This is a genomic window from Cryobacterium sp. 10I1, assembly GCF_035019805.1.
GTDB lineage: Bacteria > Actinomycetota > Actinomycetes > Actinomycetales > Microbacteriaceae > Cryobacterium > Cryobacterium glucosi.
On sequence record NZ_JASJVF010000011.1, the window covers coordinates 1 to 12,711 of the forward strand.

General features: G+C 67.8%; 13 protein-coding genes and 1 pseudogene. 7 read left to right on the top strand and 7 right to left on the bottom strand.

The features are described from left to right. A pseudogene (locus QN345_RS02345) lies at nucleotides 1-154 on the top strand (Ppx/GppA family phosphatase); the annotation flags it as partial. A gap of 11 nt (nucleotides 155-165) precedes the next feature. Here the strand turns inward: QN345_RS02345 and QN345_RS02350 are convergent. Further along, nucleotides 166-1,029, bottom strand: coding sequence for a helix-turn-helix transcriptional regulator (locus QN345_RS02350; RefSeq protein WP_322136213.1), 864 nt, complete (start codon nucleotides 1,027-1,029; stop codon nucleotides 166-168). Nucleotides 1,030-1,238: 209 nt separating this feature from the next. Here QN345_RS02350 and QN345_RS02355 point away from each other — a divergent pair, with 209 nt between their 5' ends. After that, entirely contained in the window at nucleotides 1,239-1,982 is a 744-nt protein-coding gene (locus tag QN345_RS02355; RefSeq protein WP_134448311.1) for an SDR family oxidoreductase, read from the top strand. A gap of 51 nt (nucleotides 1,983-2,033) precedes the next feature. After that, nucleotides 2,034-2,519, top strand: a complete 486-nt coding sequence (locus QN345_RS02360; RefSeq protein ID WP_134448309.1) for an aminoacyl-tRNA deacylase — start codon at nucleotides 2,034-2,036, stop codon at nucleotides 2,517-2,519. A gap of 42 nt (nucleotides 2,520-2,561) precedes the next feature. Here the strand turns inward: QN345_RS02360 and QN345_RS02365 are convergent, their stop codons facing one another. Next, nucleotides 2,562-2,846, bottom strand: a complete 285-nt coding sequence (locus tag QN345_RS02365; RefSeq protein WP_134558272.1) for a helix-turn-helix domain-containing protein — start codon at nucleotides 2,844-2,846, stop codon at nucleotides 2,562-2,564. Between the two features lie 59 nt (nucleotides 2,847-2,905). On the opposite strand from QN345_RS02365, the gene QN345_RS02370 reads away from it, so the two are divergent. Next, on the top strand, nucleotides 2,906-3,316 hold the full coding sequence (locus tag QN345_RS02370) for a GNAT family acetyltransferase (protein WP_135100929.1): 411 nt from the start codon (nucleotides 2,906-2,908) through the stop codon (nucleotides 3,314-3,316). 64 nt (nucleotides 3,317-3,380) lie between these two features. Then, entirely contained in the window at nucleotides 3,381-4,655 is a 1,275-nt protein-coding gene (locus QN345_RS02375; protein WP_241987485.1) for an MFS transporter, read from the top strand. 11 nt (nucleotides 4,656-4,666) lie between these two features. Here the strand turns inward: QN345_RS02375 and QN345_RS02380 are convergent, their stop codons facing one another. Together QN345_RS02380 and QN345_RS02385 are read right to left on the bottom strand one after the other, a co-directional pair. Continuing rightward, nucleotides 4,667-5,212 carry an iron-containing redox enzyme family protein gene (locus QN345_RS02380; protein WP_323508433.1) on the bottom strand — a complete coding sequence of 182 codons (546 nt, stop codon included), beginning with the start codon at nucleotides 5,210-5,212 and terminating at the stop codon, nucleotides 4,667-4,669. 9 nt (nucleotides 5,213-5,221) lie between these two features. Beyond that, nucleotides 5,222-5,719: a hypothetical protein gene (locus QN345_RS02385; RefSeq protein WP_323508431.1), complete on the bottom strand. Its 498-nt coding sequence runs from the start codon at nucleotides 5,717-5,719 to the stop codon at nucleotides 5,222-5,224. A gap of 251 nt (nucleotides 5,720-5,970) precedes the next feature. On the opposite strand from QN345_RS02385, the gene QN345_RS02390 reads away from it, so the two are divergent. Next, nucleotides 5,971-6,651 carry a cation transporter gene (locus QN345_RS02390; RefSeq protein ID WP_134558269.1) on the top strand — a complete coding sequence of 227 codons (681 nt, stop codon included), beginning with the start codon at nucleotides 5,971-5,973 and terminating at the stop codon, nucleotides 6,649-6,651. A 59-nt stretch (nucleotides 6,652-6,710) separates the two neighbouring features. On the opposite strand, the gene QN345_RS02395 is transcribed toward QN345_RS02390, so the two are convergent. Further along, nucleotides 6,711-8,171, bottom strand: coding sequence for an MFS transporter (locus tag QN345_RS02395; RefSeq protein ID WP_134563969.1), 1,461 nt, complete (start codon nucleotides 8,169-8,171; stop codon nucleotides 6,711-6,713). Nucleotides 8,172-8,295: 124 nt separating this feature from the next. Here QN345_RS02395 and QN345_RS02400 point away from each other — a divergent pair, with 124 nt between their 5' ends. Then, nucleotides 8,296-8,949, top strand: a complete 654-nt coding sequence (locus QN345_RS02400; RefSeq protein WP_198413436.1) for a TetR/AcrR family transcriptional regulator — start codon at nucleotides 8,296-8,298, stop codon at nucleotides 8,947-8,949. Nucleotides 8,950-9,043: 94 nt separating this feature from the next. Here QN345_RS02400 and QN345_RS02405 read toward each other — a convergent pair whose 3' ends face one another. Together QN345_RS02405 and QN345_RS02410 are read right to left on the bottom strand one after the other, a co-directional pair. Then, on the bottom strand, nucleotides 9,044-10,972 hold the full coding sequence (locus tag QN345_RS02405) for a glycoside hydrolase family 127 protein (RefSeq protein WP_322136217.1): 1,929 nt from the start codon (nucleotides 10,970-10,972) through the stop codon (nucleotides 9,044-9,046). A gap of 17 nt (nucleotides 10,973-10,989) precedes the next feature. Then, nucleotides 10,990-12,678 (bottom strand): amylo-alpha-1,6-glucosidase, encoded by a 1,689-nt coding sequence (locus tag QN345_RS02410; protein WP_322136218.1) that lies wholly within the window; start codon nucleotides 12,676-12,678, stop codon nucleotides 10,990-10,992. Between the last annotated feature and the right edge of the window lie 33 nt (nucleotides 12,679-12,711).

Here is a 12,711-nt window from a genome sequence, read left to right on the forward strand (position 1 = left end):
GCCCGGTATCACCGCCAACCGCACATTCCAGATCGTGGCGGGCGGGATCGTGCTCCAGGCAGCGATGGCCGCCCTGAAGGTGGACGAACTCGAGGTCTCGCCCTGGGCCCTCCGCGAGGGCATCATCCTCCGCTACCTCGACCGGCTCGGCTGACCCCGGCTGGGCTAGGCACCCGCTGCGGCCGACGGATCGGGAGCGAATCGTTGCTGGCCGAGCACCGCGAGTAGTTGCAGCTTGTCGTAGCCGGGGGTGCCGGGCGCGGCCGTCAGCACCAGGAGAGTCTGAGCCTGGTTCTCGGTGAACAGCGCCTGGCAGTCGAGCTCGATCTCGCCGAGCTCGGGATGCACGATGGTCTTGTGGTCGTCGAAGCGTGCGGCGACTTCGTGCTGGTCCCACAGGGCCGCGAACTCCGGGCTGAGGTGCAGCAGCCGCGCCACGATCTGTTCGGCCCGGTGGTCGGGGCCGCCGGCCGTCAACGCCAGCCGGAGACCTGCGGCCTGGATCCGGCCCTGGTGGGCATGGGCGGCCTCCGGGTAGTACCGGCGCTCGTCGGGATCGGTGAACCACCGGTAGAAGGCGCTCCTGGCCAGGCCGGAATGGCGGGTCTGGTCCCCGAGAAGTGCGGTGGCGAGCCGGTTCTGCACCAGGGTGTCTGCGAGGTCGGACAGCACGAGGGCGGGAGTGTCGTCGAGCCTGTCGAGCACGCGCAGGAGGGCCGGGCTGATGTGGTCGGTCCGCCGGATCCGCGGGGGCGCCGTGTGACCGGCCAGCCGGAAGAGGTGGTCGCGTTCGTCGAGGCTCAGGCGGAGTCCTCGGGCGATGGCGGCCAGCATCTGGTCGGATGGCTGGGGGCCACGCTGCTGTTCCAGCCGGGCGTAATAGTCAACGGACATGCCGGCGAGATTCGCGATTTCCTCCCGCCGCAGGCCGGTGGCCCGCCGCCGCGGTCCCTTCATGAGACCGACATCTTCCGGCTGCAGCAGCTCGCGGCGCTTGCGCAGGAAATCGGCCAGCCCCGGTCTGTCCATTCCTCGTACGTCCATCTCCCCATCATCACCGCTTAACGCGACCGGTGACAGGGATCGCCGGTCCGTGGACAAGGGCTCCTCTCCCGCCGGCGGACAGGAGGCGGCAGAGTCGTAACACCGCGCATCCGTCACCGGCGGCGCACGCCGCGCGACAACTGACACCCGGCACCGTCGACACCGTCGACGAGCGCATGAGAGAAAGCGACACCATGAAGACCACAGGCAACACCATTCTGATCACCGGCGGCACGTCCGGCATCGGGCACGGCCTCGCGCTGCGCTTCCACCAGGCCGGGAACACGGTGATCGTCGCCGGGCGCCGACAGGAACTCCTCGACGCGATCGTCGCCGAGAACGACGGCATCGAGTCTCTCGTTCTCGATGTCACGGACCCGGACTCGATAGCGAGTGCATTCCGCACCGTGACCGCCGAGCACCCCGAGCTCAATGTGTTGGTCAACATGGCCGGCATCATGCTCCCCGAGAACCTGCTCGATTCCGGGTTTCTGGCGACCGCAGAAGCGACGGTCACGACGAACCTGCTCGGGCCGCTGCGGATGCTGAGCGCGTTCACGCCGTTCCTGATCGGACAGCCCGACGCGGTCATCATGAACGTGTCCTCGGGACTGGCGTTCGTTCCGCTGCCGATGACGCCGACGTACAACGCGACCAAGGCCGCCATCCACTCCTTGACCGAAAGCCTGCGCGTGCAGCTGTCCGGCACCTCGGTGCAGGTGCTCGAGCTGATTCCCCCCGCCGTCCGCACGACGCTCCTGAACCAGGAGAACAGCGAGCAGGCCATGCCGCTGGACGACTTCCTGTCGGAGGTTATGGGCATACTCGAGGCCGAACCCGACGTCGAGCAGGTCACGGTGGAGAACGTGAAGTTCCTGCGGTTCGCTGAGGCCGACGGCGCGTACGACCGGGTGCTCCGGCTGCTCGGCGGTCACTGAGCCGGGCGGGGTCGCCGACCGCTCAGACCCCGCATGTGGTTGACTCGCCCCATGACTGAAACGGGGCGTGAGCGGGTGGCGGCGGATGCCCGCGCCCGCGGACTCGACATCGACATCGTCCCCCGGCCCGCGGCCGACAGCCTCGAAAGCGCCGCACGGCTCCTCGGGATCGACCCGTCCGGCATCGTCAAGTCGCTCGTCGTCAAGCGGCATGACGGCGACTATCTCTTTGCGCTCGTGCCCGGCGACCGGCAGATCAGCTGGGCGAAGCTGCGCGCACTCGTCGGCGTGAACAAGCTCTCGCTCCCGCACGAGGACGTCGCCCTGGCGGCGACCGGCTACTCCCGCGGCACCATCACCCCGCTCGGCAGCACGACCCCCTGGCCCGTCTTCGCCGACGAACGCCTGCGCGGCAACCGGGTCGCGATGGGCGCGGGCGAGCATGGTTACTCCGCATTCGTCGACGCCGACGCCCTGATCGACGCTTACGGCGCAACCGTGGCCGACATCACCGACCCGTTCAAGCCGCGGGCGTAACCACGGCGCGTAACCGCAGCGCCGGCGACGGCCGGCTGCCGGCTACAGCTCGGTGCGTTCGATGAGGTCGATCACGGAGATGTTCAGGTAGCGACAGATCCGCTCGAGTTCCTCGACGTAGAACGATTTCTCCCCGGTGAGCCGTCGACGCAGAATGGCCATCGAGATTCCGGTCGCCGCCGACAGCTCCTTCAGGGTCCGGCCCTGGTACCCCATCTCGCCGCGGATCTCCTCGGCGATCCTGGCGCTTCGGCGCGGCGCATGCTCGAGCATCGGTTCCTCCCGCATCGCACGGTGGCTGGGTGACACAGCGGCTGTCGCGGACATTCAACCGCCATCTGTCGCGCTCCGAAAGAGCCTCCGACCGGAAGTGGAAGAATCGGGTCATGCACATAGCCGATCTGACTCCGGCGGACCTCGGTAGCGCATCCGCGCTCTGGGACCAGGCCGGACTCACCCGACCCTGGAACCCGCCCGAGCTCGACCTGCTGCGCGCGCTGGCCGGGGAGACATCGACCGTGCTCGGGCTGTTCGACGGGAAGACCCTCGTCGGAACCGTGATGGTCGGCCACGACGGCCACCGAGGCTGGGTGTACTACCTCGCCGTCGACGACACCCACCGCGGTACCGGACTCGGACGGCGACTGATGGTCGCCGCGGAGGATTGGCTCCGGGAACGTGGCGTCGTGAAGCTGCAGCTGATGGTCCGCTCGGCCAATGCGGCAGTACTGTCCTTCTATGATCGCCTCGGCTACGAGGATGCCGATGTCCAGGTTCGCGCGAAATGGCTCCGCTGAAGCGATAGCCTGTCATCGATACCCCTATGGGTATGCCGGAATCAGCAACGAACGGAAGGCACCTGTGTCCAACGAACCGTCAGCCGCCGAGACCTCGCTGGCCGGGCAACCCGCCCACGGACCGCTGCAGCGCAAGGTCGTCGGCGTACTCGTCGCGGGGCAGATTCTCGGCGGAATAGGCATGGGGGCGACACTCTCCCTCGGTGCCCTTCTGGCGGCTCAGCTCTCCGGGTCGAGCTCCTGGTCGGGCATGGCCGCCACGATGAGCACTCTCGGCGCGGCCCTCGTCGCCGTGCCCCTCGCCCGGCTCGCCCAGGCCAGGGGGCGGCGACTTTCCCTTGCGACCGGTTCGCTCGTTGCCGGCGCCGGCGCCGTGCTTGCGATCACCGCGGTCTCCGTCAACGTCTTCGCTCTCCTGCTCCTGGCATTGATGATGCTCGGCGCCGGATCGGCCGCCAACCTGCAGGCCCGATTCGCCGCCACAGACCTGGCGAGCCAGGCCTTCCGGGCCCGCGATCTGTCGATTGTGGTCTGGTCCACGACGATCGGCGCCGTTCTCGGACCGAACCTGTTCGGCCCCGGCGAGGTCGTCGGCGCCTTCCTCGGCCTGCCCCCGATGACGGGTGCCTTCGCGTTCTCCCTGCTCGCCACGGTGGGCGCGGCGATCGTGTACACGGTCGGGCTCCGGCCCGACCCACTGCTGACGGCGCTCAGGTCCCGGGGGACGGATTCCGCCGCGCCGCGCCCACGCGGCGGCCTGGACATCCTGCGCTCCACCCCTTCCGCGCGCTATGCCGTCGCGGTGATCGCCCTGAGCCACGCCACGATGGTCGCCCTGATGTCCATGGCTCCGGTGCACCTGCGCGAGCACGGCGCCACCCTCACCGTCGTGGGGCTCACGATCAGCCTCCACGTCGCCGGCATGTACGCCTTCTCCCCCGTGTTCGGCTGGCTGGCCGACCGGGTAGGACGGATGCCCGTCATCCTCGCCGGCCAGGCCCTGCTGTTGTCGTCGCTCACGCTTTTCTGGCTCGCGGGAGACTCGAGCACCGCCATGACCGCTGGCCTGATCCTGCTCGGCCTCGGCTGGTCGGCATCCGTCGTCGCGGGCTCAGCCCTCATCGGCGAGGCGGTCGGGCTGAATGACCGGGCGGCCCTGCAGGGCTTCTCCGACCTGTCGATGAACGCGGCCGGCGCCCTCGGCGGCGCCCTGGCCGGTCTGGTGCTCGGCGCCGTCGGTTATTCCGGCCTCGGCCTGGCCACCATGATCCTGGTGGGCGTCGTCGTGACCTGGTCGATCAACCGGGCCGCCGGCGCCCGCCGCACCGCTGCTGCCTGAGCATGCCGTGTCTACCGGCTGCTCCGCTCCGCTCGCAGTGAGGGATAGCCGCCCGCCCAGCTGCCGAGCAGATGCGCCGACTGACGGTCATCAAGAGTCAGGAACACGCTCGCTCCGAACATGATGTCGCCGACCGCCTCCGGGTCATCTTCGGCGAGCGAACCGGCGAGGGCCCGGCAGGCCGATTGTTCACGCGCGAAGCCGGCTTCGACGTGCACATCGAAGTACCGGGCCACACTGTCGTCGAAACCGAGGCGCTGGAATCCATCGGAGTACAAGCGGCTGGGAATCGCCGACGTCATCTCGAACGCGGCCAGGTGCCCGACGAGCGCGCCACGCAGGCGCCGGTTGAGCCCGAACATCGAAATCGCGTTGACGGAAGCGAGCGTGACAGCCGGCACCGCGTCGACGGATGCGACGTAGTCTCCCTCGAGCCCCGCCGCCCTCAGGGCATCCGCGAAAAGGACCGAATGCATCCGCTCGACCCGGCCGCCGCCGTATTCACCGGCAAGGATTTCGATGAGTGCCGACTTGGACCGGCCGGCCAGGCGCGGGATTCCCCAGGCTTACGGATCCGCCTCTCTGAGCGCGTAGACCGAGCGGTGGACGAGGAACTCGACGGCCTGCTGCCCGGTGGCCGCGCGCGCCACGTAGAGTGCCAGGCCTGGGTTGTGCTCGTGCCCGGTCAGGGTGAAGAGTGCACGGGCGACGTCGTCGCGGGTCGCCGCGGGAATCGGAGGCTGCGGCGCCGAGGCCCGCAATGCGGCCTCGAAACCGCGCTCGAGGACGACACGTGCAGCCAGGAGGGCGGGATGCCATTCCCACTCGTCGTCGCCCGGCACGACACCGTCGTAGTGCAGGCGGTACAGCAGGAACAGAGTCAGCTGCAGGTCCTCGTCGACCAGGATGTCCGGGACTCGGCCGAGGGCACGTGCGGCCAGCGCCTCGAACCCGGCCAGGCCGGACCCTCCCGTTTCAGTGGACTCGGAGAGCGCGGCGAGGAGCCGCTCGCTGACCGGGCCGCGGGCCGACAGGGCCGCACGGGCAAGGGTGGAGGGGAGCATGAAGCCTCGTTCCAGTACTGCGATCGAGTCGCGCCGGCAGGCCGGCGGGACGATTCAAACGCCCTCCACCGTAGAGAGGGGGCAGGCGTGGACTGTTCGCCGGATCGGAATTGGGAACAGTCACTAATAGGACGTACCCCGAAGGCGAATCGTCACGATCATCCGAATGTTGCTTCCTCACCGACGCGTCATGCTCTGCGATACAGTCAGGGAATGCTGAGTCGTGTTCCATTCTGCCGCGATACCCGAGCATGAAGCCAGAGACGGGTGCGCCGTCGCGCGGCCTGGATCCCCGGCGCAGAGGAGTCCTGCAGCGCCGGATCCGCTGGATCGTCGCTATCACGATCAGCTACAACGTGGTCGAGGCCATCATCGCCCTCGCCGCCGGAACCGTCGCCACCTCGGCCGCGCTGATCGGGTTCGGCCTCGATTCCATCGTGGAGGTCCTGTCCGCCGCCGCGATCGCGTGGCAGTTCTCCGCACCCGATCCGGAGAAGCGCGAACGGGTCGCCCTGCGGGTCATCGCTTTCTCGTTCTTCGGGCTCGCCGCCTACGTGAGTGTCGACGCCACCCTGTCCCTCTTCGGAGTCCGGGAGGCCGTGCACAGCCCGGTCGGCATCGGGCTCGCCATGGCCAGCCTGCTCGTGATGCCGTTCCTGAGCTGGTGGGAACGTCGCACCGGGACCGAACTCGGCTCGGTTTCAGCCGTGGCTGATTCCAAGCAGACCCTGATCTGCGCCTACCTCTCGGCCGCTCTTCTGATCGGGCTGTTACTGAATACCCTGCTCGGCTGGGCGTGGGCGGACTCGCTCGCGGCGCTGTTCATCGCCGGCTTCGCGGTCCGGGAAGGAATCGAAGCGTGGAAGGGCGACACCTGCGCCGTTCCCGTGGCCGCACTGACCGGCGAACGCACGGTCGATCCCTGCGACTGAGCTCTCTCCGACAGCCGAAGGGACCGGGTCCCCGAGGGGTCCCGGTCCGGGCACTGCGTTCAGTCGAGGTCTTCGACGCCGAGGGCGAGTGCCTGCTCGCGGCGCTTGCTCATCGACGGCGCTGCGAGCGCTGCGATGATCGCGACAACGGCCACGGCGGCACAGACCCAGAAGCCGATCGTGAAGGCGTCGTCCAGGGGCAGGCCCTGCGAGGTGCTGTGCGACGTGATCAACGCGGCGATCACGGCTGTGCCGATGCTGCTGCCGATGGTGCGCGCAATCGTGTTGACGCTGCTCGCCTCTCCGGTCTGGTGGATCGGCACGCTCTCGATGATCGCGTTGGACATCGCTGCGAAGGCCAGGCCGATGCCGGCACCGGTGAGCAGGCCCGACACGACGACCTGCCAGAGTTCGGCGTGGTTGAGTGCGGGAATCACGAATGCGGCGGTCACGAAGAGGGCGCCGAAGACCATCGGCGGCTTCGGGCCGATCTTGCGCACGAGGATGCCGGCGACGGGACCGAAGACCACCATCATGAGCACGGTGGGGAGCAGGAACAGGCCGGCAGAGGACACCGACTCGCCGAAGCCGTAGCCCGTCACGGTCGGCAGCTGGAGCAGCGTCGGCACGAGGACGAAGGTGCCGAACATGGCGAAACCGAAGACGAGTCCCACCACGTTCGCCGTCCACACGCCGCGGATCTTGAACAGGCGCATGTCGATCAGGGGTTCCTTCACCCGCAGCTCGACGAACACGAACACGACGAGGGCGAGGGCGCCGAGGGCCAGGAGGCCGATCGTGCTGCCGGAGTCCCAGCCCCAGGACTGTCCCTTGCTGATCGCCAGGAGAAGCGAAACGAGGCCGACCGTCAGGATGACAGCACCGAGCACGTCGAGGTGGCCGGGTCGCTTGACCGGTGACTCCGGCATCCCGAAGATGACACCGAGCAGGGCGATGACGACGAGGATTCCCGGCAGCCAGAACAGCCACGGCCAGGACAGGTTCTCCACAATGGGTCCCGCGGCGACGATGCCGACCCCGGCACCGACGCCGAAGATCGCCGACAGCAACCCGATGGTCACCCCGACCTTCTCGTGCGGAAGTTCATCGCGCACGATGCCGATCGAAAGCGGCATCACCGCACCGGCCGCACCCTGCAGCACGCGGGCCACGATCAGGACACCCAGGTTGGGGGCGAGCGCCGCCAATACGGTGCCCGCGAGGAGCAGGGCGAGCACGACGATCATGATCCGGCGCTTGCCGACCATATCGCCGAGACGTCCCAGGATGGGCGTCAACACGGATGCCGACAGCAGATACGCCGTCAGGATCCAGCTGACATCGGCGGTCGAGGCGCCGAGGTCTTTCCCGATCGTCGCGAGTGCCGGGGCGACGAGCGACTGCAGGACCGAGAAGGCCAGGCCACCGAGGGACAGGTAGAGGACGATGAGCGTGCTGTTTCGGCTACGGGCGGGCGTCGGAATCGAGCCCGTGGCCGGCCGTTCGGTTGTTTGGGACATATCTCTCCGGATGCTATGTAAACAGTTGGCGACTTAGGCCAGCATAGCCATGATCGCCCGTAAGTCAAAGCATGTTTACATCGGTTCTGCCGGCCTGTACCGTGGAGGGGAACGAAAGGATGCCATGACACCGGGTATGCCGACCATCGATGCCGCCCCCTCCGAGTCCGACGCCCCGGGCGGCGTCCGGCAGCGCGACGCCGCCAATACGCGGCAGTGCCTGCTGCAGGCGGCACGGCGTCGATTCGCGCACGACGGCTACGCGGCGACGACGGTCCGGGACATCGCCACGGACGCCGGCGTGAACGTGGCACTGATCAACCGGTATTTCACATCCAAGGAAGGCCTCTTCGAGGCGTGCCTGACCCGTGCCGTTGAAGAGCTCGACCGCCCGATCCCGGAGAGCGACACCGTTGAGCTGATGCTGCAGACCATGCTCAGGCACCTCGCGGAGCTGCCGAGCGGTGAGCATCCGCTCGGGCTCCTCCTGCTCTTGCGTTCCTCCGGGGATGAATCGGCGGAACGGATCCGCCGTAATACGTTCCGTCATTTCGCCGAACGGTTGGCCGCGGCCGCCGGCTGGCGGCCGGATGACGCCGAAACCGAGCATCTCATGCTGCGCGCCCAGATCGCCCTGTCCGTCGGCTTCGGCATCGTGCTGTTGCGAACCACCTCGGGATTGGAGGCCCTGTCATCGGCCTCCGCAGGAGACCTGGCCGGTCCACTCGGCGACGTTTTCGCCGCACTCCTGGAGCCTGCACCCGACGCCCGCCCCTGACTTCCGCCGGGTGGGGTCAGGTTTTCCCGAGAAGGCAACAGCTGGGAACGACGGCTCGTTGCGAGGCTGTCACCGGGCTCGCATCACACTCGGTTCAATGATCAGGGCGCGTCGCGACCGGGAGCCAGACGCGCATCGTGGACGGGCCACGGTTCGCCCAGTCGAAGTAGGGAATGAGCTCGACGTCACAGGCGGCATTCTCAGCCGTGAACCCGCCGTCGTGGCCATAGGGCCAGTCAGGATTCGGCGATTGGGCTGACTGCGCGTGCACCCGCGCTCCCCGCACGGTCTCGGTCAGGCCGACGCGATCGTCGATGGACACGCCTGCGAGGTCGTGTCCCTCCCGGAGGTCGCAGGATTCCAGGCACATCACGAGTGGGCCACGCTCGATGGCGACCGTTCCGCGGACCGCGTCGATCGACGGATGCGGGTGGGTCACCCGCGGCGCCATCGGCAGGTCGAGCGTCAATTGATCACCTGCGCGGAAGGCGCGACTGATGGTGACCGTCGATCCGGAGCAATCGACTCGTGCCCCGTTGACCGTGACGACGGCGCGGCCGATGGCCCACCGTGGGATGCGCAGGGAGACCGATGATTCCGCTTCCGGCGCCTCGCGGATGTGAACCGAGACGGTACCGTCGAACGGGTAGCCCGTTCTCACCTCGAGGGCGATCTGGCCGGTCGCAAGATTCGTCGCGACGTCATAGTCGCCGTATTGGTGCAGTTGCACCCCGGTTTCCGTTGCGGTTGCGAAGTACAGGTTGACGCTGGCCAGGGTGCGGGCGATGTTCGTCGGGCAACACGACACCTCGAACCAGGGAGCACGAAGGCTGGACTGCGCGCGCGCGTTGATTTCATCCTCCTCCGGCACGGTACCGTCCACGCGCTGGTGAAGGGTGTTGGTGTAGAAGAACGCCCGGCCATCGGCGCGCGGGGAGGCGAGGATGTTGTTGAGGAGTGTGCGCTCGATGAGGTCCGCGTACTTGGCGTCGCCGGTCTGCAGCAACAGGCGCCAGCTCAGCATCACCGATGCGATTCCAGCACAGGTCTCCGCGTAGGCGCGGTCCGGCGGCAGCTCGTAGTCTTCGCCGAATGCTTCGTCGAGATGGTGTGATCCAACGCCGCCGGTGATGTACGTGCGCCTGGCCACGGTGTTGTCCCACTGCGCGGCCACCGCGCTCGCGAGCGCCGAATCGTCGGTCTCGACGGCCACGTCCAGGGCGCCCGAAGCCAGGTACAGCGCACGCACCGCATGACCGCGGAGAACGGTGGCGTCCCGCACCGGCATGTCATCGAGGAAATACTCTGCTCCGAACCTGTCGGGTACGAGCAGGCCGCGCCCACGACGTTCGACGAGGATGCGGGCGAGTTCGAGGTAGCGCGGCTCGCCTGTCGCTCGGGAGAATTCAACGAGGGCGACCTCGATCTCGGGATGCCCGCAGACGGCGTCACGACCGTCCGGCCCGAACTCGCCGTAGACGTGGTCGGCGAGACGCCGAGCCACCCGCACGAGCTCGTCATCGGAACCGGACCGTAGCCGCGCGACGGCAGCCTGGATGAGGTGCCCGAAGCAGTAGAGCTCGTGTCCCCATTCCAGGTTCGAATAGCGCGGCGGTTGCCCGGAGCGCCCGAAGCTCGTGTGCAGGTATCCGTCGGCCTCCTGGGCCGACTCGACACGGGCGACCAGGGCGCGGTATCTGAATTCGAGATCGGCGTCGGGCTTTCGTCCGAGTTCCCAGGCCAGAGCCTCAAGCAATTTGTACACTTCGGAGTCGACGAACTCGATCCCGGCGTGGTCGCTGCCGAGCGCGCCGTTGGCGGCGCGATCGAAGTTCCCGATCCACCCGATCCGCTCCATCCACCGCTGGCAGTGGTCGAGGATGACTTCGGAGTTCAGGGTTTGCTTCTCCTGCCAGAATCCCCCGGTGAGAGACACTTCGTCCGGTCCGAGTGCCCGCAGCGCGCTCGTCGACGGCCGCACGGGGCCTCCGCGGAGTGTCGGGGGTGCGATAAGAGAAGGCATGTGTCGTGTTCTTTCGGTCAGTTGTCGGACGCTCGGATGAACGCTTCGTGCGCGAGCAGGAGGTAGGAGCTCGCGGTCCAGGTGTATGCACGGTCGCGGAGACCGTCGCCGCTCAGCGCGTCAAAATTCTCAGCGAACCCCGACCTTTCGCAGAGGCGGCGAAAGCGCTCGCTGACGGTATCCGCGAGTGTCGCGAAGCCTGCCCTGCGTAACCCGTCTTCGACGATCACGGTGGAGGGCGCCCAGATCGGGCCCCGCCAATAGCCGTCGGATTCGTACAGCGGTGATGAGGGCAGCTCGGTCGCCGGTCCCCAATCGGTGAGATGACCCGTGATGGAATCGGCCACACGCTCGCGCACCTCCACCGGTAGGAAATCCGCCGCGACGATCGTCAACAGGTTGAGGAGGCTCGTCGTGGAACTCGTGCGCCCGCTCAGCGGGGCGCGGGCCACGAAGTGCTCGCCGTCCCAGAGCTCGGCCAGCAGGGCGGTCGCCATGGAGTCACGCTGGCCGCGCCTGCTGGCTCCGTCGTCCCGGCCCAGTTCGTCCGCGAGCCGCGCGAGAGTGTCGAGTTGCAGAATCAGGAAGGCGGCGAGGTCGGGGGCCTCGATGACGCGGTCGCGGTCGAAGGTCGAGGAATTGTCCCAACCGCTGTCATTGCCGTGCTGGTAGTGCGCGAGCTCGTGCCCGGCGATGCGCCGGGAGTTGAGCCAGAAATCCGTCCAGGCCGACAACTGGTCGTATACGGCCGCGAGGACGTCCACGGGAATGGCGTCGGGCATCCGCTGGCGCAGCTTGTCGAATGCCCAACCGTGAATCGGCGGCTTCACGAAGTTGTACAGGATTTCTGAGTGCGTCACGGAGTCGGGTAGAGCGCCGGAGGAGTCCTGGTGGTCGAAGATGAGCCGAAACTGGCCGAGCGCAGCGCCGGGATCGCCGGGGGCCAGGGCCAGCGCGTTGAAACAGTGGTCCCAGCTCCAGACCTTGTCCATCCAGTGCTTGGACATCAGGATGGATTCGTGCTCGAGGAAGCCGAGCGGGCGAACCGTCGCCGACCACATCACGTAGCCGGCGAGCGCGGCGGTCGGCGTGCGCGCGTCGCTCCAGCCCGCCACACGGTCCAGGTACCCCGCGAAGTCCTGGCGGGTCGACAGGACGACCTGGTCGAATGAGAGAGCCGGGCGATAGCTCGGCCGGGCGGACTCGAACTCCTCGATCGCCACTTCCCAGCCGTCGGCTCCGGAAACGACGACGTCACGGACATGCGCACCGAGGGCCTCGGCGCCGTGCACGTCGAGCTCGCCGCGCAGGCTCGTGACCCGGTAGCGGCGACCCGTTTCGTAGGAGGTGAAGACGGCGGCGCCGTCCATCGGGTCGCGCAAGAGGTAGGAGCCCGTGAACGGAGTCAGCCCCGTCGACGCATCGCCAATCGTCAGGTCGACGCCGCGACCGCGGATGCGCAGGCAGGCCACCCCGTCGAAGGCCGCATCGATCTTTCCTTCTGCCGCGGTCCACGACAGGAGTGCAGGCGAGGCCGTGACGGTCGTCTCCGTCCGGACGCCGTCCACCTGCGGCACGAGAATGAAGACCGCGTGCATTCCGTTCTGGTGGGCGACCAGATGCAGGTCCTGATGCACGGTGTGCAGCGCAACGACGGGCGAGATGTCGAACCACGCTCCCCTCGCGCTGAAGGGAATGTCACGCACATCGAAGGCCGGCAGGTCAGGCCCCGACGGGGT

Excerpts from the sequence above, each read along its gene's own strand:
- QN345_RS02385 (WP_323508431.1), bottom strand. The coding sequence starts at position 5,719 with ATGCTCCCCTCCACCCTTGCCCGTGCGGCCCTGTCGGCCCGCGGCCCG.
- QN345_RS02370 (WP_135100929.1), top strand. The coding sequence starts at position 2,906 with ATGCACATAGCCGATCTGACTCCGGCGGACCTCGGTAGCGCATCCGCG.
- QN345_RS02360 (WP_134448309.1), top strand. The coding sequence starts at position 2,034 with ATGACTGAAACGGGGCGTGAGCGGGTGGCGGCGGATGCCCGCGCCCGC.
- QN345_RS02365 (WP_134558272.1), bottom strand. The coding sequence starts at position 2,846 with ATGTCCGCGACAGCCGCTGTGTCACCCAGCCACCGTGCGATGCGGGAG.
- QN345_RS02405 (WP_322136217.1), bottom strand. The coding sequence starts at position 10,972 with ATGCCTTCTCTTATCGCACCCCCGACACTCCGCGGAGGCCCCGTGCGG.
- QN345_RS02350 (WP_322136213.1), bottom strand. The coding sequence starts at position 1,029 with ATGGACAGACCGGGGCTGGCCGATTTCCTGCGCAAGCGCCGCGAGCTG.
- QN345_RS02390 (WP_134558269.1), top strand. The coding sequence starts at position 5,971 with ATGAAGCCAGAGACGGGTGCGCCGTCGCGCGGCCTGGATCCCCGGCGC.
- QN345_RS02355 (WP_134448311.1), top strand. The coding sequence starts at position 1,239 with ATGAAGACCACAGGCAACACCATTCTGATCACCGGCGGCACGTCCGGC.
- QN345_RS02400 (WP_198413436.1), top strand. The coding sequence starts at position 8,296 with ATGACACCGGGTATGCCGACCATCGATGCCGCCCCCTCCGAGTCCGAC.
- QN345_RS02395 (WP_134563969.1), bottom strand. The coding sequence starts at position 8,171 with ATGTCCCAAACAACCGAACGGCCGGCCACGGGCTCGATTCCGACGCCC.